Origin of the sequence: Mucilaginibacter sp. SG538B (assembly GCF_013376065.1) — a bacterium.
In the GTDB taxonomy this organism is placed as follows: domain Bacteria; phylum Bacteroidota; class Bacteroidia; order Sphingobacteriales; family Sphingobacteriaceae; genus Mucilaginibacter; species Mucilaginibacter rubeus.
This window is the reverse complement of sequence record NZ_JABMJI010000001.1, coordinates 754294-775711: the sequence shown is the minus strand read 5'-3', so window position 1 is coordinate 775711 and position 21418 is coordinate 754294. Positions and strand designations below refer to the sequence as shown.

Genomic DNA, 21418 nt, shown 5'->3' with positions numbered 1-21418 from the left:
ATTCCCTACATTTGCGGCCTTAAAAAATAAAAAAATGATAAATTTCGAAAAAGTGAAAGAAGTAATCGCAGCAGCTGAAGCTGATGCGGCAAGCTTTTATGAAAAAGGCAACAAAGCTGCCGGTACAAGGTTGCGTAATGCTATGCAACAATTAAAAGTATTAGCTACGGATATCCGTAAAGAAGTTACTGAAAAGAAAAACGCAGCAGCTTAATCCCTGTTAAAAATGTTTTTAGATAAAGCGGGCCTGGTTTTCCATGTACCCGCTTTATTTTTTTTGATCCCGCTGCCATTTCAATGACTCGCTTTGGTTTTTCCACCCCGGCTAATTGCCTAAAGCGCAACAAGGCATAGCAAATACAACCGACTGCCCGACACACAGGTTTAAAATGTTACGAACCAGAAAGTATTTGCAACAAATCCAAAAGTATTTTCACTCCCGCTGATCTTTCTTTGTATACCTTCTGAAGCATGTTTATAATCAAAACAATCTGATATGAAACGGAATACATTTGTACGCGCTTTGATGGGCGCTGCCACATTTTTAGCCATTCCATTTGATGGAGTTGCCGATAACCTGTTCAAAACCAGGGAAAAGAAAGGCTATAAAGCTAATGCAGGAGCTGATCGCGCTGAAAATCCAATGCACTTATTTGATGGTGATACTTTCTATACCAAAGTTTCAACCAGGGATACTGATGGTGATATGTATGTTTATGAATCAACCCGGGTTAAAAAAGGCGGGCCTAACCTGCATGTACATTATGAACAGGACGAATGGTGGTATATTTTGGAAGGTGAATTTCAAATAAAAGTAGGCGATCAGCTATTTCATACCAAACCAGGCGACAGTGTATTTGGCCCAAGGGGCGTTCCGCATGCGTTTACGAAAATAGGCGATGATACGCCTGCCAAAATGATTACCACGTTTCAGCCGGCCGGTAAAATGGAAGCTTGTTTCCAGGCACTGAGCGATGGTTTGATGAAAGGTAAATCCGAAGCCGAGCTTGATGCATTCAGAAAGCAACATGGCTTTGAGCGGGTGGGCCCCCCGCTTGATGTTTATAAAAAATTTTAACTACCCGTTTAACTAACGATTATGAAGTCGCTTACTTTTAAACAGAAACTGAGCCTGGTTTACTTATGCCTGGTGCCATTAGTAGTTATGGCTATTGCCTTTGGCGTGGGCCATATAAGCTATAAGACTTATTTACCGGTTTGGATTGTTAACGCCTGTTTCATGATAACCGCGGTATGGAACCTGGGTGCGCGCAACTTTAGTAGTGATAACCGGGAAACAAAACACCAGGTAGTTACAGCTTTAATGTTGTTTATGCCCTGGCTATTCTTTTCCATTTTCGCGGGGATGGGGCCACCTCCTGCAACCTTGCAAGGTTGGGTTAATTCCGCTGCAGAGCAGCAGATCCGGTATACTATACTCATTGCAGGCGGTATTTTGTTTGCACTTGGTTCTGCATTATTGAAGGTAAAATTACAGGCGGCAGGCGAAAATCTATATTCGGTAATGGCCTCGGCAGCGATCAATCTTGCAGTGCCGCTCTTTATTATTAATATGGCATTTTGGGGATATTACTTCACAGACGCATTCAGGGTTTTCATAAAATTAGGCGGCACAAAACGCCCTGACTTGCATGGGCCAATAAAAAGTTTATTTTATGTGATCAGTATAGCCGAAGTATTACTGATGTACCTTGGCACCGTATTTTTTGCTGTCTCCCTTAAAGTCACCGGGCTTTTTAATCCGGTTGCCTGCCGGTATTATATCATCTTCGGTTTAATCGGCATGGTGCTGGTTTTATTACCATCCTACTGGCCCGAGCCATTCGGCACCGCCGGTTTTCTTGTTGCTATACCCGCCATTCCTTTTATAATGCCATACCTCATTGGTATACACCTGTTAAAGCATGCTAAAGCTGATTAGCTAAATTGTAATATAAAAAAGAGGGAGCTGCTACTTTTTCTTTAAAGTAACAGCCCCCTCCTTTTAATTGACTACCCTGGCCCTATTTCCCTAAAACATCCAGAATAGGGTGATCAATAGCATTCAATGTATTTTCTGATGGTTTTATCAGTTCAAGTACGGTAATTTCATTGTTACCTTTTTTGAGCCATTCAACCGGCACATACAGGGTTTGCTGAGGACCGCAATTCCAATAGCGGCCTAAGTTGTGTCCGTTGAGCCAAACAATACCCTTGCCCCATGTACTCATATCGAGATAGGTATCGGCCAATTTATCAACCTTGAAAACTGCTTTTTTCAATTGCGGTGTGTTGTTAGCTGCAACCTTTTTAATTGCCGGATTTGTATTCACTTTATTAATATCATCAAAAGGCAGTGAATACATTTTCCAGTTTTTTAGCTCAGTACCGGCAAAAAGTACTTTTTCGGTAATACCCTTTTTGTTTTTAAGCAGATAAGGCCCAAAATTGATGCGGCCAAGGTTTTCAACCAAAATATCCAGTGTCACCTTTCCTTTTGGTAAGCTGATCATCAAGCTGTCCTGGTATTTGCGCCTGTCGAGTATTCCTACACGTTTACCATTTACGAAGATCATGCCATAATCACGCAGGTCTTTAAGTTTAAGCAGACCAGATTTGCCGCCGTTAATGGTTGTACGATACAATACAAAACCGTATGCCTGGTTCAGGTTTTCAAAAGTAAGCGGAGTACTGTTGGTCTTCGCGAGCGGCAACACATTAAACAAACTGGTTGATTTGGTAAATTTAATCGCCGGCAGACCCATAGCAGGTTTAGCAGCCGGAACTTCGGGCAGGGTTACGCCTGCCGGAAGATGTTTACTAATCACCTCTCTAAACTTCATGAACTTATCGGTAGCGTTACCTGCCTCATCAAGCGGGGCATCATAATCATAACTACTGATTTGCGGTTCATATGGATTTTGATCATTATAGTTTGCACCGTTCATGAAGCCGCGTGTTGTACCGCCATGAAACATATACATGTTAATGGAGATACCTGCTGCCAATACCGAATCAAGCTTTGGTATAAATTTAGCCGCCGGTACAGTATGATGCGCAGTTCCCCACCAGTCGAACCAGGCCGGGTACCATTCGGCAATAAAATAAGGGCCCTTGCCATTATAATTTTCGCCAATCAATTTTTTAACTTTTGCCACATCATCAACGCCGTTTATAGCAGGCAGCAAGCCCGGTAAATGACCATCCTTTATAGCCGGTTCAGGATCGCAGGTGTAAAGCTGGCCATCAAAACCGGCGTCTATAAACATTTTGCGGTTAAGGGCCAGGTAATCTTTATCGCTGCCGTACGAGCCGTATTCATTCTCTATCTGTACCATTAAAATATTGCCGCCGTGGTTCACCAACAGTAGCGACAATTGCTTACCTACCTGGGTAAGATATTTTTTATAAGCTTCCAGGTATTTAGGCTCCTTGCTTCGCACCACTAAGCCCTGCTCTTTTTCAAGCCAGTATGGGTAGCCGCCAAACTCCCATTCGGCGCAAACGTATGGGCTTGGGCGCAGTATCACCCAAAGGCCTTCCTCCTTTGCTATTTTAACAAACTCAGCAATATCATGATTGCCTGTAAAATCATAATGCCCTTTTTGTGGCTCGTGAACATTCCAGAAAACATAGGTACCAATGGTATTTAAACCCATTGCTTTGGCCATTTTCATGCGCTGGCGCCAGGCCTCGCGCGGAACACGGGTATAGTGCATTTCGCCTGAAATGATCTGCAGCGGTTTACCATCAAGCAGAAATGTAGTATCGCCAAGAGCAAAAGTATGCTTGGCATTTTGCGCCTGCAGCTTTGCTGATGCAAACAGGATAACAAAGAGGAACAGTAGTTTTATAAGTTTCATAAATTGAAAAAATGCAGGGTTTTAGTTTTTATTTGTATAAGGGGGTTGACTATTTTACGGTTAATGGTATAGTTGATGATTTAAGGTTACTGGCACTAAACTGAACGTATATCACCCCAGGTTTACCTGTAGCTTGTACATAGGCCAATAAGCGCCCATGCAATGCTTTACGTTTGTTTGATTGATAGCTTTCATGGCTGCTGTTGCTGCCGCTTTCAAGGCCTAATAGTTTAGCCGCACCGTTAATTGTTACTGTTATCTCATCGGTAGCAGTAAATACAGGGTTACCGTTTTTATCGGCAATGTAAACCTCAATTTGGCTCAAACCTTTTGTGTTATGGCTAAACAGGGTATTATCAGCTGCCGCTTTAAGTTGATAAGCATCGCCAGCTGTTTTTATATTGTTAATGCATACTTCAATACCGTTGTTGTAACCTTTAACAACCAGCTCGCCGGGCTCATAGTCAACCTGCCATGATGGAACCTGCCCTCTTGCGGTGCTGCGTGTTTGTTTGCCAAGGGATTTGCCGTTCAGGAACAATTCTGTTTCCTGGCAATTGGTAAAGCAATCAACTTTTACTTTACTGCCAGATTGCCAATTCCAAACAGGCTCGGCAGTACGGTGGCTCCAGATCCCTCTGTCGTCAGTCCCGGCTATAGGGCGTGCGCCTATATAAGCCATGGGCTTGTCCGACCAAAGACTTTGCCTGAAGAAATATTCCGGCTTTTTAAAACCGGCCAGGTCAATAAGTCCTGCTCCATTGCTACGCTGCGGCCATTTACCGGCCTCACCCAGGTAATCTATACCAGTCCACAGGTATTGGGCCGAAATATATTCGTTACTGTCAACAGCGTTCCAGGCTTGTTTTTGCATACCGTTCTCACTGCCGTAAATGATACGGTTGGGATATTTTTTATGATCTTCGGGGTACCGGTATTCCTGGTAATTATAGCCCACAACATCCAATACATCAGGGTAGCCAACTTCGTTCGACATCACCACACCGGCCAGCGCGGCCGTTACCGGGCGGGTTTGATCAACGGCTTTTACTGCTTTAACCAGTTGTTTGGCTATCGGTGTTAGCCCGCTTGCCGCTGGATGATCAGGCAGGTAACCCTTACCATAGATCTGCGGGTTGCTGCCCGTGTTTAACACCTCATGGGTATATGGGTCGTTGGGGTAATCTATTTCGTTACCAATGCTCCACATAATGATAGATGGATGGTTACGCGCTCGCAGTACCATATCAGCTACATCCCGGTCTGCCCATTCTTTAAAATATTCGTGGTATCCGTTTTTGGATGGCGTACCAACATTCCAGCCTGCTACCCATTTGTTTTTTCCTACCTCCCATTCATCAAAAGCTTCGTCCATTACTAAAAAGCCCATCTTATCGCACAAATCGTATAAATAATCTGCATGAGGGTTATGGCTTAACCTGAGTGAGTTTACTCCCGCATCCTTTAATAATTTCAACCTGCGTACCCAAACCTCCTGTGGAACAGCTACACCCAGGGCACCGGCATCATCATGGATACATACGCCTTTGAGCTTGGTGCTTTTGTCATTCAAAAAGAAACCTTTATCCTTGTCAAAACGGATACTGCGGATCCCTACAGATTGCGTTACCTCGTCAAATGCTTTACCATTGCGGCTAAGTGAAACCTGTAATTTATAGAGCTCGGGCTTTTCGGTATCCCATAGTTTGGGGGACGATAATTCTTTCTCAAACTCAACCTCGTGTACTCCCGGTTTTGCTTTTATTTGTTTTTGGAGGGCAATAGCCGCTTTTCCTTTCCCATCAAGCAGGTTTACTTTCACTAATACAGAAGCATCAACTTTGTCGCTGTTGGTAACACTCACCTTAATTTTTGCTGTAGCTTTAGCTGCCGAAACATCGGGCGTGGAAAAGGCCACATCCCAGGGGGCTATGTGTACCTGGTCTTTAACGATGAGGTATACATTACGATAGATACCAGAACCGGTATACCACCTCGAATCAGCAAATTCGCTATGATCTGCCCTTACAGCTATCGTATTTTTTCCAGTTAAATTTAGATACTTGGTCAGCTCATACTGAAACGAAATAAAACCGTTTGGACGTTTACCTAAATAATGCCCGTTGACCCATACCTCGCTATCTTTATATACGCCATCAAAGTAAATATAAACCTGCTTCCCCTTCCATGCATTATTACCGGCGAAGCTCTTTTTGTACCAGCCAATCCCCCCGGGCAAATAACCGGTAGCACTTGCCCATTCGTCGCTAAAAGGACCTTCAATACTCCAGTCATGCGGCAGATCGACAGTTCTCCATTGCGTTTCGGAAGCGATCCCGCTGATCCCCGTGCTGATATCGCCCTTGTGGAAAGACCATGCCGCATTAAATAAAACCGGTTTGCCAATGCCCTGGGCCTTAAGTAGGCCAGGCAGCATTAACATGCCAAGTACAAAAAGAAGCAGATGTTTTTTATTTTTCATTTGATGATAGAGAGATAAAATGCTATTTGATGACACCTGTAAACGTGACAATAGAACGTGCCGGAACAACATTCTTATCACCGGTTATTTTACCGGCTTTAAGCTCATTAACCTGCGATGTTAAATAGGATGATGTAAACTGAACTTTAGCATTATCTATATGGAATGTCGCGCTTACCTCATTGGCACCCTGGTTAACTACAACCACGGTTAAGTTTTTTCCATTTTTAAATGCCGATACCAGCAAGGGTTTTCCCTCGGCTACTGATGAAACTTCGGCATCAACCCTCACAGCTCCGGGTTTAACAAATCTGCTGTAGTTACCCATGGCCCAAAGCATTTTACTGCCGTAAAAATTGCCGTCGGTTTTATTTTTGTCGATGTAGATGAGGCCATCCTTATAATCATAGGCCGAAATGGCTGTCCACCATTGCCAGGCCGACGCGTTGGCCGCTGTAAGATCTGTATGGATCACCGATGCTAAATATAGCGCGGCATCAATACCCAGATCACGCTTGTTACCGTCTATCTCACCCACATTATCGCCTAAGATGCAATACTCCGATTGCCAGAAATCAAGACCATTAATAGTCGCAACACTATCGGCCAATGCCCTGCGAGCTTTTACTGACGATGCCATTGGCGACGTAGTGAAATAGCTGTGCGCCACGATAGTTTTGGCTACCGAAGGCAGGTCGCCTACGTAATTGGCCGATCCCGGTTTAAAAAAATCGGTTATCTGACTGCCTTTACCCGGCTTATCACCTTTAGTAAATAAATAGTTGATACTCCCGGCCTCGCCAACCAAAATCTTTGAGCTAATCTTATTACTTACGAATTCTTTATTGATGGCCCGTATCAATCCTGCTACCTCGGCATTATTATATGGGGCACCTTCCTGACCGCCATCGCTCCAATCCCACTGGGGTTCGTTTACCGGGCTTATGTAATCAAATTTTACTTTACTTACCTGCTCAACTCCCTTTACAACTTTAGCCAGGAACACGGCATAAGCATCATATTTATCGGGTGCTATATTAACTTTGCCTCCACTGGCGTACGCTTTTCCATTAATGGTAAACTGCACCGGCGGACTATTATTAAAACCTAAAAATTGTTTAACTCCGCGTTGTTTGGCGGCTTTCAGGAACCAAACCTGCCCGACCTGGTTTTGCCAGTTATAGCTGCCATCGCCGTTTAAAAACGATTCAGCACGGCGCCACTCGTCTTTAATGCCACTTTCGTTTCCCTGCTGGGCACTGCCCGCACCAATGTTAAACCTCCATAACGACAAGCCTATGCCTTTAGGCGAGCCATCGGCATAAGTATCCCGGCTAAAAAGCAGGTCGGCAATTTTATTGCGCTTATCATCAGGCCAGTTACCCACAAACTGGCAAGCCCACGCATCCGAAGCACCAAAATTGCTAATGGTTTGGTGCGTTTTTGAAAAATTGATATCAATAGTTACCTCTTTGCCCTGGCCGCTTACAAAAGGAATATTAATCCCCAAAACGGCCGCAGCCAGCAGTATTTTTTTTATAGTAGTTTTTATTATCATCGTGTTTAAATCAACAAATAAAACAGCACTGTTTAGCGCTGTTTTATTGCAATATTATTGTTGCACTATTTGCCATTGCTGGTTAGTAGCGCCGCCATAAGGCCACTGAATGATGCCTGCACCATTTGTGGTTGATGCGCCGTTAACATCAAGCGCAAGCCCGCTGTTACGGTTAAGTACTTTATAAATGCCATCGCTGGTAGCAGTAAGCTGCCATTGCTGGTTGTTGCCGCCGTTCCACGGCCATTGTATAATGCCCGCGCCATTGGCTGTTGAACTCATATTAACATCAAGCGCCTGCGTGCTGTTGCGGTTAGTTATTTTGTAATAGCCACCGCCATTGGCAGCAATAACCCATTGCTGGTTATTGCCCCCGTTTTGAGGCCATTGTATGATGCCGGCGCCGTTGGTGGTTGAGCCGCCATTAACATCAAGCGCCTGGCCGCTGTTAACATTTAAAAACCTGTAGTATGCACCGGTATAAAATGTATCGGTACCACCGGCACCTACGCCCCAGGCATATTTAATGCGACTTAACCCCGATGCATTTGTGGTTGATACAGTAAGGCCGGTGCCAGTCCCGTTTAGTTGTTGAATAGCATAGCTATCGCCCGTACGTACGCCTGGCCAGTAAACCGCGCCCATGCCGTAGGCACGTGCCTGGTTGGTTAATCCCTGCAGGTACGCAATTTCCTGGTCACCGCCAATAGCGCCGGTGTAATTTTTACCACCTGTCATCGGGATACCGAACTCGGTAAGTACCGCGCGGCTACTATAGGCACCGATATTGCCTTTTAAGCGATTTTCCCATTGCAAAGCGGTTGTCAGTGTGCCGTTGCTAAAAAAAGTATAATCATGTATCGACAATAAACAACCCGAAAAACGGCTGTCGGCCCCTACCCCGGTTATATCCTGCGAATAGGACGTACCGCTGATCAAAATCCTTCCCTGCGGAACAGAAGGATAGTTACTTAACCACTGGGCACAGATGGTTGTCCAGTCGGTTAAAGTATACCCATGTGGCTCGTTAAAAATTTCAAAGTACACGTGGGCATTGCTGCCATATTTGGTAACAATGGTTTGCCACATCGACCAAAATTCGGTGGTATTATCTATCTTCCCATCTTCGGATGATTTGGCTTCCCAGTAGCCCAATATCACATTCATTCCTTTACTCAATGCTTTATCAATAACCCCGGTGTAGGAGTTCCACCAGGTTTGTGATACGGTTGAATAATTTACTGGCAGCCTTACCGTGTTTGCACCTGTATTGGCTTGGATCCCTGTTAATACAGCATCTGCTTTAGCCGATACCGTGGCGTAACTATCGGCGGATGTTAAGCCGCTTAATACCAGTATTCCATCACTAAAGTTATCACCATCGGCAGCCCAGTTCACGCCTTTCAGCGCGCTTGCCGGTGTTGAATCTGTAGTTACTGTTTTATCTCCTGTTTTTACTTCATCCTGGTTTGATGATTTTTTTACTGATACGATATCCTTTTTACACCCGGCCGCCAAACAACACATCGCTAATAATGCAATACTTAAGTTCTTCATAATTTGTTATAGGTTAGAATTGGGAGAAAAAAGGGGGAAGAAAGAAGCTCTTCCCCCGGAATATTTTATTAGTAACCAGCGTTTTGTTGCAATTGGCCACCAGACGCCTGGATCTCGGCCCTTGGTATCGGCAACCAGTAATGTTTGGTTGCAAAAGAACGGCCATCCAAGGCTACTTTTGGTGTATAAGCAAAGCTGCCATCAGCGTTTTTGGTGATGATCACCCCACCCGCCGGTTTATTTTCGGTAACGTCAGCAATTTTCCAGCGGCGTACATCGTAAAAACGGTGTTCTTCAAATGCCAGCTCAACACGACGCTCGTAACGTACGGCATCACGCATCTGTGATTGCGACATACCTGAAGCCAAAGCCGGCATATTAACACTTGGACGAGAACGGATCAGATTAATCGCTGTACGTGCAGATAAGGTTGAACCCGAAGGGATCACATCCGGTCCGTAAGCTTCGTTAGCCGCTTCAGCAAAGTTCAACAGGATCTCAGCATAACGGAAATAGATCCATGGCTGGAAGCCCGCGTTACCCCACGGATTTTGAAGCGGATATGCATCATTCATATATTTTTTGAGGTAATAACCTGTTTTGGTAGTATTCCAGTTATCTGCTCCGTCTTTGCTATCCTTACCACCTGGAATAAAAGATTCAATAGCCCGGCCCCTGTACATCGCACCATTGTATAATACAGTAGCTGCAAACCTTGGGTCGCGGTGATCATAAGGGTGTGTCGGATCATAACCTGATGTTGGATCGGTAATAGCTTTACCATTATCCATTTCGTAATCATCAACCAAATTTTGCAGCGGTGTATTACCTGCCCAGCCGCCATAGCCGTTCGGCCCGTTGGCTATTTCAAGGTGCGTATGGTTTGCATTTTTAGTATATAAACGTTCAAAAATGGTTTCGTTGGTTTCGTTAACTAAAAACAGATTATTATAGCCACCAGTGTAGATACCATATTTATTCAAACTGATAACTGCCTGTGCGGCGGTAACCGCATCGGCCCAGGTACCTGCAGCATATAATGGGCTTGCAGCATATAATTTTAGTCTTGACTTTAAAGCCAGCGCCGCACCTTTTGTAGCACGGCCTAACAGCCAGCTACCATCGTTGTTTAGCGGCAACTTAGCAGCGGCATCATCAAGCTGAGCAGATACGTAATCGATACACTCTTTAATGGAGGCACGCTTGAATAGTGAAGGGTCCTGTAGGTTATCATTAAGGTTGGTTACCTTATCGCCCACTAAAACAACTCCGCCGTAATTACGGATCAGATCCTGATAACGGAAAGCCCTGATAAATTTCAGCTCGCCTTCAAGATGCATTTTGTGCCCGGCACTGAACGGCATGTTTGGCAAAAGCGCTAATGCCGAATTAACCTCGCGGATGCTGCGATAACTACGTCCCCAAAGCACACCTGCGCCACCTAAATTTTCGGGAGCAAGCTGGCCCCTTTGTATCAGCCAGGTAGCATCATCATTGTTATAGATCGATTCGTCTGTAAGTGAGCTCCACATGCTATATTCGAAGCCACGGCCGAAGCCTGGGTTTGAGCCATCGCCCTCTTTATCTTGCAATTTAGCACCGATATAACGGTTGGTAACATAAGCTTCATACACCGCGGTATCCGAAGCAATGGCCGATGATGCGATCCTATCCGTAGGGGTTACATCAAGTAAATTCTTTTTACATGCTGTGATGCCCAGCATACCGCCCATCATTAAAAATAAAAGCGGAGTTTTATATTGTAGTTTCATTATCGTCTTCTTGATTAAAATTTCACGTTAGCACCTAAGTTTATAATTCGCTGTTGCGGATAAAACTGACCGCTGCCACTGGTTCCTTCAGGATCGTAATCCTTCACTTTGGTAATGGTGAATAAGTTGAACGCACTTGCGTAAACCCTTAAACCACCTATTTTAAGTTTTGACAGGAACGGCGCATTGAAATTATAGCCTAATTGCACATTCTTTAACCGAAGGAAAGAAGCATCATTAAGCCAAAAAGTATTGTTATATAAACCACCACTGATAGCGTTCGATGCTCGGTCTGTTACACGTGGATAAGTTCCATTGGTGTTTGAGGGGCTAAACCTGTTATCGGCCCAGCTGCTGTAAAAGTTACCTACACTACCTGCTTCGGGCAATACATACTGGCTAACCTGCGCCTGGCCTGCAAATAGTACCGAAAGATCGAAGTTTTTGTATGCTGCGTTTAAACTAAAGCCATAAGTAATTTGCGGGATATTGCCGTATTTGCTACGGGTTTGGTCATCGGCATTTATTTGCTTGTCATTATTAACATCACGGTATATCAAGTCGCCAACTTTAGCGCCGGTTACGTGCGGCGTTGCATCAAGCTCGGCCTGGGTACGGAATATACCTATCGCGTTGTAAAGTAATGACGTACCTATCGGTAAACCTGTTTGGCGCTGATAAGATAAAGCACCGGGTGCCTCATCAATGAAAACAATTTTGCTTTTGGCATAAGTAATATTACCGCTTACACCCCACGTAAATTCATGGCCGGTATGGTTATAACCTAAAGTTGCCTCAAAACCATCACTGTTAAACTTACCTATATTTTCAAGTGGCACCAGAGGATCTGAGCCATAAGGGTTAACTATACCTGATGATCCGGGAATCGACGCATTCCTGGCTGTAAGTACATTACGCCTTCTTTGCTGGAAATAGATGGCCTCCACTGTAAAATTATGCAAAAAAGTGGCATTGATACCGATATCGAGCTTTTTAGAGGATTCCCATGTAATGCCGGGGTTTGCCAATTTAACAAGATTAATGTTTGGCTGAATAACGTTCGAGCCGCTACCCGGATTGCTTGCCACAAAACCATTGGGAACTAAAGTATAGTTATTAAAATACTGGAACGGGCCAACAGCGTCATTACCTAACGAACCATAAGAAGCCCTGATTTTCAGATCATCAAAAAATCCTACACTGTTTTTAAACCAATCTTCTTTAGTAATTCTCCAACCTACCGAAGCAGAAGGAAAATAGCCCCATTGTTTTGCGCCCGGAAAAATTGATGTACCATCAGCGCGTAACTGGCCTTCAAACAAATACTTTTCATCATAAGCGTATGTTAAACGGCTGATATAGCTGGCTCGATTGTAATTTGAGCTCCAGCCCGAATTAAGGTAATCGGTAGCTGCGCTTCCGCCTTGCGACAGATCAGGCAATTGCGATGACAGGTAGTTAAAACGTGTAGCATCAAAGTACTCGATGTGGTTTTTGCTTTGTTCATAACCAACAAAAGCGCTCACATCATGCAAACCAAACTTATGCGCGTAGTTTAATTTAATATTCGAGGTAAGCAAAATATCGTTCCTTTGCGACTCGAATAAAGTTGCCGCATTGTTATTGCCGCCTACTGTAACCTTATTATAAGTATTTGAACTCTGAACATAGCTATACAGAACATACGGCTTACTGAAGTTTTTATTCAAGTTATACGATTTATCAACAGAAAAGAAACCATCAACTGATAAACCTTCAATACCAGGGATAGCGTAGCTACCTTTTAAAATACCGTTAAAAACCTGTTTAGGATTGTTGGCATTACCACCAAGACTCGTTACCTGTACTGCCGGGTTATTATTTTCGATACCTGTAGTTGGCAAGCCATTTGGATAATAAGCGGCTACAATAGGTTTAGCACGGTAAACAGAACGGAACAGATCGCCCGCACCGGTTATCGGAAATTGCCTGTCTTCTTCACGGCCCGAAAGTGATAAACCTACTTTTAAGCGTTTAGTAACGTTAGCATCAATATTTGAGCGGAAATTATATTGGTGATATTTGGTCGCACCATTTTTATAAATACCATCCTGGTAAAGCGTACCTAATGATACAAAGTATTTGATATCATCACTACCACCGGCAATAGAAAGGCTATGCTGGTTTTGCAAAGCCGAACCTTTAAGCGTTTGCTTTTCCCAATCGGTATTTGGATAATTTAACGGGTCAGAACCATCCCTAAACTTTTGGATCTGCTCGGCAGTATACGATTGGTTTAAACCGCCGGCCGGGTTCGAGTCGTAATTAATCTCGTTCATGATCTGGGCATAAGTTGCCGCGTCGGCCATTTTTGGCAAGCGGGTTGGCGAACTGAAGCCCTGGTTGAAACTATAGTTGATAGTTGGTTTACCGGTTTTACCGCGTTTTGTAGTAATGAGGATAACACCGTTAGCAGCACGGTTACCATAAATTGCAGCTGAAGCGTCTTTTAGTACCGACATGCTTTCAATGTCATTAGGATCAAGCCTTTCCAAACCGCCTATCTGAGCCGGAATACCGTCAACAACAATTAATACATCGTTGCTGCCGCTGGTGGCCAAACCACGTACAGTAATACCTGAACCATCATAACCAGGTTCACCGCTGCGGTTATTAACCACTACCCCCGAAAAACGACCGGCAATACCGTTTGAAAGATTTGGCTGAGGGCTTTTTACCAGCTCAGAGCCTTTAACCTGCGAAATTGAACCCGTTAAAGTGGCTTTTTTCTGTGTACCGTAACCTACAACCACAACCTCGTTCAATGATTTAGAATCGGCCTGTAATTGAACGTTAAGAGTAGCTTGCCCGTTAAGGATAATTTCCTGCGTGTTGTAGCCAATATAGCTAAACACTAAAATGCCTGATGAAGCACTGGGCACGTTAAGGCTGAACTTACCGTTAACATCGGTAACAACCCCGGTTGATGTGCCTTTTAAGGCAACGCTTACACCTGGCAGGGTCTGGCCTTTTTCGTCGGTAACCTGGCCCGTTATTCTGGCATCAGGTAAGCGCTGTTCATTAATGGTACCCGCAAAAGCCATTACCGGCATTTGGACTGTAGCGAAACAAGCAACGGCCATGCCGGCCGCAACTACGAAAAAGCGGGGTGATCTTTTCCGATGGGGAGAATCCTTTACATGTAAATTTAGTTTCATATGGTTTTAAAAAATTGGTTTTTTAATCGGCTCAAACCTTGCAAAGCGAGGTGCATAAAAACAAGAAAGTGGATTCGGCATCGATAAACTACCGCCCCATTTTGACCTTATTATTTATACACGGTACAAAAGTTTGGTTTAAACCTTGGTTATTGGTAGGGCTAAATTGCGTTTTAAAGCAAAAATGAGTGAGGGGTAAATTCTGAATAAGACAGGGGGTATTTCATAAAAAAGCGCTTAAAAACAGCATTTTGGGCGCTTTTTAAAGAGGGGGTAAATCAATACTGGCAGGGGGACAAAAATAAGTTGTAGTATTTAGCCCCCAAACATTGCTGCGCTTGTCGTCCGCTCATCACTTTGTAAAGAAGGGCCACAAAAACCACTCTTAGCTTAGCTGTGAAACTGAAGCCGAAGGGAAGTTGGTCCGGCGAGGTATGAACCAGGTGAATCAACCAACCGATAAACACGATTAATTCTCCTTAATCACATCCCGGTTCACGTTGTAATTGTTGTGAAATGGCTTACGATATTTCTTAATGTAATCGGACGGATTTATACCGAACAGCTTGTTGAATTGTTCTCTAAAGTATTTGAGGTCATTTAAGCCCACTTTATAGGCCGTTTCGTAAACTGTGCTATCGGTTGTCAGCAAGATCTCGGCCGCCTTACGCAAGCGGATAAAACGGATAAAACTATTTGCAGATTGCCCGGAAATAGATTTGATCCGCTTGTATAAGTTAGAGTGGCTCATGCCTATTTCGGCAGCCAGTGTTTTGATGCTGAAATCCGGGTCGGTTAAGTGCTGCTCAACTATCTGCAAACATTTTTCTAAAAATTCCTTGTACTCCTGCGAAATCTTGAGATCATTTGATTTGTTAAGGGTTATTTCATTATAGAAATACTTCTGCAGGTTGTTCCTGCTTTTCAGGATCCCGTTAACACGGGCCACCAGGATCTCTTTTTCAAAAGGCTTGCTGATATAATCATCCGCCCCCCCTTCAATACCTTTAAGCTTTATTTCGGGCGAGGAACTGGCGGTAAGCAATATCACGGGGATGTGGTTCAGCACAGGATCTTCCTTAATACGGCTACATACCTCAATACCGCTTAACCCCTGCATCATTACGTCGCTTATTACAATATCGGGCACCAGGTGATAAGCAAGTTCAAGTCCATCTGTACCATTATCGGCTTCAAAAACCTCAAATTCGCCTGTAAAAATTTGTTTAAGGTAAGTACGGATCTGTTGATTGTCATCAATCAGCAGCATGGTTTTGGTATCGGAGCTTAAAGCCTCAGAATTTTTGGCTGCGACGGCGTTTTCAGCCTCAACGGCGGCTAATTCACCCTTATTCTCCATTAGCTCATCCAGGAACACCGAAGTTTCGGCAACGTCTTCAAACACAAACTGCTGCCCAAAATGCTCCCTGCCTTTTAACAACGATACATGAAACACCGTGCCCTGCCCCTGCTGGCTGGTATAACCGATGCTGCCTTTATGGTTTTCAATAAACGCTTTAACCAGGTATAGCCCAATGCCAAACCCGCCTGCCATTGGCGCCGAATTTTGCAACTGGTAAAACTTGCCGAATAACTGATCGCCGGTACCCTCGGCTATTCCACAGCCGCTATCCTTTATCTCGATGGTAATTTTATCGTTAAAATCGGCTATTGTACAAGTTACTATGCCATACTCCGGTGTAAACTTCAACGCATTCGAGATGAGGTTAAACAGGGCTATTTCCATTTTTTCCCTGTCGGCATAAATCTCTATCGCATCCCTTTGACTTACAAAATCAAACTGAATATGTTTGGTACGTGCCTGGTGATTAAAACATAAAAACACCTCATGACAAAGCGATACGATATTGAGCCTTACTATTTTAAGCTTATCGGTATCGCTTTCGGCTTTCCTGAACAGTAAAAGCTGGTCAACCAAGCTTAACAAACGGCGCGCATTCCTGTAAATCAGGTGCAGGTTCCCCGAGTAGTCGGTAGCCTCTCCTTTACCAAATAACATATCCTTTACCGGATTAATGATCAGCGTTAGCGGCGTGCGGAACTCATGCGAAATATTGGTAAAAAAAGAAAGTTTACGCTCGTTAAGCTCCTTATCTTTTTCGGCCGAAAGCTGGGCTACTTTAACCTCGTATTTAAGCCTGGTTTGGCGGTTTCTGTAAAGTATATAGTAATAAGTTACAACCCCTGCTGCCGCTATATAAATTAAATAAGCCCACCAGGTTTTATACCAGGGCGGCAGGATCTTAACCTGTAAGGTGGCATAATTATCAAACCACAAGCCATCCTGGTTGGATGCTTTTACCCTGAACGTATATTCCCCGGGTTCAAGGTAGCGGTAAGTTGCAAGCCGCTGATCGCCAACATAGTTCCAGGTTTTATCAAGACCATCCAGTTTATAAGCAAAGCCCCCCTTATCCGGGTAAGTATAATTCAACGAGGCGTACTGGATAGAAAACACCGACTGATCAGGCTGTAATGTGATCTGCCTTGCCTGGTTAATGGCTTCGGGCAATACGGTGCGGTCCTTGTCAAGCCCGCCAACTTCAACCTGCTTACCAAAAATCTGCAAACCTGTTATAATAACTTTTGGTTTATAATCGCTTTGATTTACTTTTTCAGGGTCAAAAAAGTTAAGCCCTTCTGTTCCCCCAAAATACATCAATCTATTAGCAGAATCAAACAAAACTGACCCCGCGTTAAACTGCCCGGCCTGTAACCCATCCGACTGATCATAATTTAAGATCTTGTTATTCTGTACATCAAGGTTTGATAAGCCTTTATTGGTACTTAGCCATAATGAACCATCGGATGATTCGGTAATGGCCGATACCGTATTATTAGCGAGACCATTAGTTTCATTAAACTTTTTAAAAACCCGGTTTTGAAGATCGTATGAAATTAATCCATCGCCCTCGGTTCCTATCCATAACCTGTGTTGTTTGTCGGGATGAAGTGAAAATATCACTTGGCCGGGTAAATTGTTTTTTTCATCAACAGGTTTAAAATACCTGCTGAATTTCTTTTGTCCGGCGTTATAAAAATCAAGTCCCCCGCCATAAGTACCAACCCATAAATTACCATTACTGTCTTCGGCAATTGATCTTACATCGTATGAAGTAAGGCCGCTATTCGCTGGTGTATAGTTGGTGAAAGACTTTGTAACGGCATTAAACAGGCACAAGCCGCCGCCATTGGTGCCAATCCATAAATTTTTATGCTTGTCCTGGTAGATAACCCGTACGTCGTTACCCCCTAGGCTTTTGTTATTTGCCTGGCTGTGTACGTAGTTGACAAACGAATCCGTTTTCTTGTTATATTGCAAAAGCCCCTTTGCATAAGTACCAAACCATAAATCACCATCCTGATCGGTATAGCCGAATAAAATGGCATTGTCGGTAATGCTGCCGGGCTGCCCATCTGCTTTGTATTGCTTTATAAGGGTGCCATTGTGGCTGGTTTTGTAAATCCCCTCGCCATCAGTGCCCAGCCATAAAAAGCCGTCGCGATCCTGGCACAGGCCATAAAACCTTACCAAACTTTCGCCGCTGGCCCCATATCGCTTTTTAGCAATCTTTGAAAATTTCTCCTTAATGCTGCTCACCATGTAAATGCCATCGCCATAGGTACCTACCCAAACATTTTTATCCTTATCTATATAAAGCGTTTGAACAGAGCGCTGTGTAAGGTAATACCCGTCATCGCCGGTTACCGGCTGAAGAAAAAAGTTATTAATGTTGTAGTTGGGGCTTGTACCGATGTTAACTTTAAACAGCCCACCATCCTGCAGACCTACAAGCAATTGCTTATCGCTATCTTCAATAACTGATATGTATCGTTTACTTTTAATACCCTGCTGACCGGTTTGCAGCAAGGTAAATTTATTTGATTGCCTGTTGTAGTAGCCGAGCCCGCTTCCGGTTGCTATCCACATGTTGTGAAAATGATCTTCAAAAATATCATTGATCCGGGTACCCGGCAGGTTGGCTATTGGAGGGCCTATGCCCGCAAGGTTGGCTATTACACCATCCTTATGACTAAAAACATTGATGCTGCCTTCCTGTGTACCCACCCATACCAGGCCCCTTGAATCTTCGTACAAACAGAGCACCCTGTTACTTGACAGCCGGGACAAATTGGCTTGGGTGTAATTAACAACCTTTACTGACTTGGTATTGAAATAAGAAAATCCCTGCCCATAAGATGTGATCCATAAATTACCATCATGGCTTTGGATGATATTACTGATATCGTTTTTGACGGCCTTGTTAGAGGTGAATTTATAATGGATAAACTTTTCTGTACGGCTATCAAATTTGCTGAGGCCGTTTCTTGACGACACCCAGATACTGCCATGAACATCGCACAAAACCTTTTGTACATAGTTACTGGCCAGCGCAGTTGAATCGCCCAGGCGCGATTTAAAAATCTTAAAAGTTGTACCGTCAAAACGATTGAGCCCATCATTGGTGGCAAACCACATAAAACCCTTATCATCCTGTGTAATGCTATTTACAATACCAAAAGAAAGACCATTTTTTAAAGAATAATTGAGGATCTTATTTTTGATGGGCGACTGGGCATGGGCCGAGGAAATGATCAAACAAAGAACAATGCAGCAGAAGGATCCCTTTTTCATTAACAAGTTGCAGGCTGTGAATTACACAAATAATTGGAAGATTAAAGCTACCTAATTAATTGTAAAGTAAACAATAATATTACAAAAATGTAAAATACCCGTTACAATAAGGGAAGATTTGCTTATTCGGGCTACATAGCAAATTATCAGTCCGGCGTTATTTACGACGACGATCACAGCCCATCAGCGATCTGTAATTGCTGATAATGATTCATTACCTCGTCGAAGCATATGGCGAGCCACCTGGTATAATCGCCCGGGTTTTCTTTCAGGTCGACTGCCAGCCGGGCCATCGTTATGTATTTAAATGAGGAGACCTCGTCATGGTCAGGGATCGGCAAAGCATCAGTGATGCCAAAAAACACATGATCGTATTCATTTTCAACCAGGTCGTCCTGGATAGCTGCACAGTAAACAAAAGAAAATACAAAGTTAAGTTCGGCGGCCATTCCCATCTCTTCCTGTAACCTGCGATGTGCTGCTGCAAGTGTGGGTTCTCCTGGCCTTGGATGACTGCAGCAAGTGTTTGTCCATTTACCACCCGAGTGGTATTTGCCTTCGGCGCGTTGCTGTAATAGCAGCTCTCCTTTTTTATTAAAAATAAAAACTGAAAAGGCACGGTGCAGGCTCCCCTGAAGATGCGCTTCCATTTTTTCCATAGTACCTATTTCCTGATCATCGCGATCAACCAAAATCACGGTTTCTTCTATCTTCACTCGCTATAATTTGTTGTTAACTTCCTGATGAGAAACGCCGATCTCCGGAATTTTGTATTATTTTTTTATTAATCCTGTAACAAGGTCATATTGCAAATTTCAGTTTTATTTTCAATAAAAAACGGATTTCCTTTTAAAGAAATCCGTTCGCGGTTTTATTATATAAATTATACCCGTATCTAATTTACATCAAACCAAAGCTTGGTGGTAAGCGCATCAGCTCCCTGTGCTGCCACCGCCGATTGGTAGTTAGTTTTGTTGAGCGATTGTTCGGTTCCCGGATAAATAAACCTTACAGGTATTTTACCATTCAGGGTGCCGGCGACTGCAGGTTGTAATTGCGGATAATCAAGCCTGCGCCATTCGGTCCAGCCTTCCAATCCCTGGCCAAACAAGGCTAACCATTTTTGCTCGCCAATTGATTTTTTATAATTAGAGGCATCATATTGCACTGCCGGTTGCGCTATATAAGTAGCGATATCAGCGGAAGCAATACTGTATTGTGTCAATGCAGCAGTAATCGCCTGACTGTATAATGAAGCGGCATCTTCGGTAGTAAAACCGCGAGCGGCAGCTTCAGCCCTATCAAACAAGCTTTCGGCATAGCTTAATATTACAGCAGGGGCATGTGGTGCACGAAAATAAGTGCCTGGTTTAGAAGTTTTGGTGAAGCCGTAATTGCTGGCATCGCCCACCAACAAACCGTTTGGCAAGCCAACATAAGTTTGAGGTGTGGGGTCCTGCGTTTTGGCTGCGTATATAGATAAGCGTGGATCATTAAGTGCAAACAGCTTATCAACTATTGTTTTGCTGATACGGTAATCATCGCGCGTATCAAATAGGTTGCTCACGGGATTTTGGTTAGGCGAGTCGACATAAGTGAATTGTGCTGTTTCAGCATTCGAACTGATGTATGAACCGCCTTCGGCCTTGATATCGTCCAATACTTGCTTAGCTTTTGCCGGCTCTCTGTCGGCAATACGCAAGGCGATACGAAACCTTAAGGAATTGGCAAATTTTTTCCAAGAAGCAATATTATTGCTGTAGATCACATCGCCCGCTATGGCTTTGCCCGAAGGATCGAGCGCTGTTTGAGCTGCTTTCAAGTCATCCAGCAAAGCAAAATAAACGTCCTTCTGAGTATCATAAGCCGGGGTAAGATACTGATCGATATTGGTGGCCTGCTTGTAAGGAATATTCCCATAAGCCTCTGTTAATAAACTGAATGTCCACGAACGTAGCACCAGTGCGACACCTTTATAGTTAGTATTACCCTGAGCATCGCCAATTTTAATGATCTCATTGAGATTTACAATGCTTTTTGAATAGCCCGTACTCCAGAGTTCTTCAAAGGCGGTACTGGCATAAATATACCGGTCTGGGTCAGTATACTGAATTTTAGACCAGTATTGAACAAAAAGTAAGCTGGCATCCATGTTATTGGCAACTCCCCAATAAGTATCAGAAGTGGCTTTGGTGGCAGCAGTCAACAGGTAGTTGGGCTGTGCTGTTTGTGAGCCGTTAGGGTTTTGATTGATCCTGGCAAGTTCCTTTTTGCATGATGTTATCGATAATAAGACCACGCCGGATAATATGCTGATATATTTAAGTTTCAT

At 43.8% G+C, this 21418-nt stretch carries 12 protein-coding genes; 3 read left to right on the top strand and 9 right to left on the bottom strand.

Annotation, left to right across the window (positions count from 1 at the left end; genetic code table 11):
* The first annotated feature begins 34 nt into the window (after window positions 1–34).
* The 3 genes from FHW88_RS02980 (at window position 35) to FHW88_RS02970 (ending at window position 1942) form a co-directional block, all read left to right on the top strand.
* Window positions 35–214: a histone H1 gene (locus FHW88_RS02980; protein WP_090532015.1), complete on the top strand. Its 180-nt coding sequence runs from the start codon at window positions 35–37 to the stop codon at window positions 212–214.
* 282 nt (window positions 215–496) lie between these two features.
* Window positions 497–1078, top strand: coding sequence for a cupin domain-containing protein (locus tag FHW88_RS02975; RefSeq protein WP_176623049.1), 582 nt, complete (start codon window positions 497–499; stop codon window positions 1076–1078).
* Between the two features lie 21 nt (window positions 1079–1099).
* A complete protein-coding gene (locus tag FHW88_RS02970; protein WP_176623047.1) occupies window positions 1100–1942 on the top strand; it encodes a hypothetical protein in 843 nt (280 codons plus the stop codon).
* Between the two features lie 82 nt (window positions 1943–2024).
* Here the strand turns inward: FHW88_RS02970 and FHW88_RS02965 are convergent, their stop codons facing one another.
* The 9 genes from FHW88_RS02965 to FHW88_RS02925 form a co-directional block, all read right to left on the bottom strand.
* Window positions 2025–3863 (bottom strand): glycoside hydrolase family 35 protein, encoded by a 1839-nt coding sequence (locus FHW88_RS02965; RefSeq protein WP_176623045.1) that lies wholly within the window; start codon window positions 3861–3863, stop codon window positions 2025–2027.
* A gap of 49 nt (window positions 3864–3912) precedes the next feature.
* A complete protein-coding gene (locus tag FHW88_RS02960; protein ID WP_176623043.1) occupies window positions 3913–6345 on the bottom strand; it encodes a glycoside hydrolase family 2 TIM barrel-domain containing protein in 2433 nt (810 codons plus the stop codon).
* Between the two features lie 22 nt (window positions 6346–6367).
* Window positions 6368–7903 (bottom strand): glycoside hydrolase, encoded by a 1536-nt coding sequence (locus tag FHW88_RS02955; RefSeq protein WP_176623041.1) that lies wholly within the window; start codon window positions 7901–7903, stop codon window positions 6368–6370.
* Between the two features lie 54 nt (window positions 7904–7957).
* Window positions 7958–9460 (bottom strand): RICIN domain-containing protein, encoded by a 1503-nt coding sequence (locus tag FHW88_RS02950; protein WP_176623039.1) that lies wholly within the window; start codon window positions 9458–9460, stop codon window positions 7958–7960.
* A 68-nt stretch (window positions 9461–9528) separates the two neighbouring features.
* The gene (locus FHW88_RS02945) at window positions 9529–11232 is read right to left on the bottom strand and encodes a RagB/SusD family nutrient uptake outer membrane protein (protein WP_090531381.1); all 1704 of its coding nucleotides are present in this window, start codon (window positions 11230–11232) and stop codon (window positions 9529–9531) included.
* 14 nt (window positions 11233–11246) lie between these two features.
* Window positions 11247–14429, bottom strand: a complete 3183-nt coding sequence (locus tag FHW88_RS02940; protein ID WP_218117121.1) for a SusC/RagA family TonB-linked outer membrane protein — start codon at window positions 14427–14429, stop codon at window positions 11247–11249.
* 469 nt (window positions 14430–14898) lie between these two features.
* A complete protein-coding gene (locus FHW88_RS02935; protein WP_176623037.1) occupies window positions 14899–19086 on the bottom strand; it encodes a two-component regulator propeller domain-containing protein in 4188 nt (1395 codons plus the stop codon).
* 173 nt (window positions 19087–19259) lie between these two features.
* On the bottom strand, window positions 19260–19802 hold the full coding sequence (idi, locus tag FHW88_RS02930) for an isopentenyl-diphosphate Delta-isomerase (protein ID WP_317171306.1): 543 nt from the start codon (window positions 19800–19802) through the stop codon (window positions 19260–19262).
* A gap of 179 nt (window positions 19803–19981) precedes the next feature.
* Window positions 19982–21418, bottom strand: a complete 1437-nt coding sequence (locus FHW88_RS02925) for a SusD/RagB family nutrient-binding outer membrane lipoprotein (protein WP_090531377.1) — start codon at window positions 21416–21418, stop codon at window positions 19982–19984.

Excerpts from the sequence above, each read along its gene's own strand:
- FHW88_RS02945 (WP_090531381.1), bottom strand. The coding sequence starts at position 11,232 with ATGAAACTACAATATAAAACTCCGCTTTTATTTTTAATGATGGGCGGT.
- FHW88_RS02975 (WP_176623049.1), top strand. The coding sequence starts at position 497 with ATGAAACGGAATACATTTGTACGCGCTTTGATGGGCGCTGCCACATTT.
- FHW88_RS02970 (WP_176623047.1), top strand. The coding sequence starts at position 1,100 with ATGAAGTCGCTTACTTTTAAACAGAAACTGAGCCTGGTTTACTTATGC.
- FHW88_RS02980 (WP_090532015.1), top strand. The coding sequence starts at position 35 with ATGATAAATTTCGAAAAAGTGAAAGAAGTAATCGCAGCAGCTGAAGCT.
- FHW88_RS02950 (WP_176623039.1), bottom strand. The coding sequence starts at position 9,460 with ATGAAGAACTTAAGTATTGCATTATTAGCGATGTGTTGTTTGGCGGCC.
- FHW88_RS02960 (WP_176623043.1), bottom strand. The coding sequence starts at position 6,345 with ATGAAAAATAAAAAACATCTGCTTCTTTTTGTACTTGGCATGTTAATG.
- FHW88_RS02940 (WP_218117121.1), bottom strand. The coding sequence starts at position 14,429 with ATGAAACTAAATTTACATGTAAAGGATTCTCCCCATCGGAAAAGATCA.
- FHW88_RS02935 (WP_176623037.1), bottom strand. The coding sequence starts at position 19,086 with ATGAAAAAGGGATCCTTCTGCTGCATTGTTCTTTGTTTGATCATTTCC.
- FHW88_RS02925 (WP_090531377.1), bottom strand. The coding sequence starts at position 21,418 with ATGAAACTTAAATATATCAGCATATTATCCGGCGTGGTCTTATTATCG.
- FHW88_RS02965 (WP_176623045.1), bottom strand. The coding sequence starts at position 3,863 with ATGAAACTTATAAAACTACTGTTCCTCTTTGTTATCCTGTTTGCATCA.
- FHW88_RS02955 (WP_176623041.1), bottom strand. The coding sequence starts at position 7,903 with ATGATAATAAAAACTACTATAAAAAAAATACTGCTGGCTGCGGCCGTT.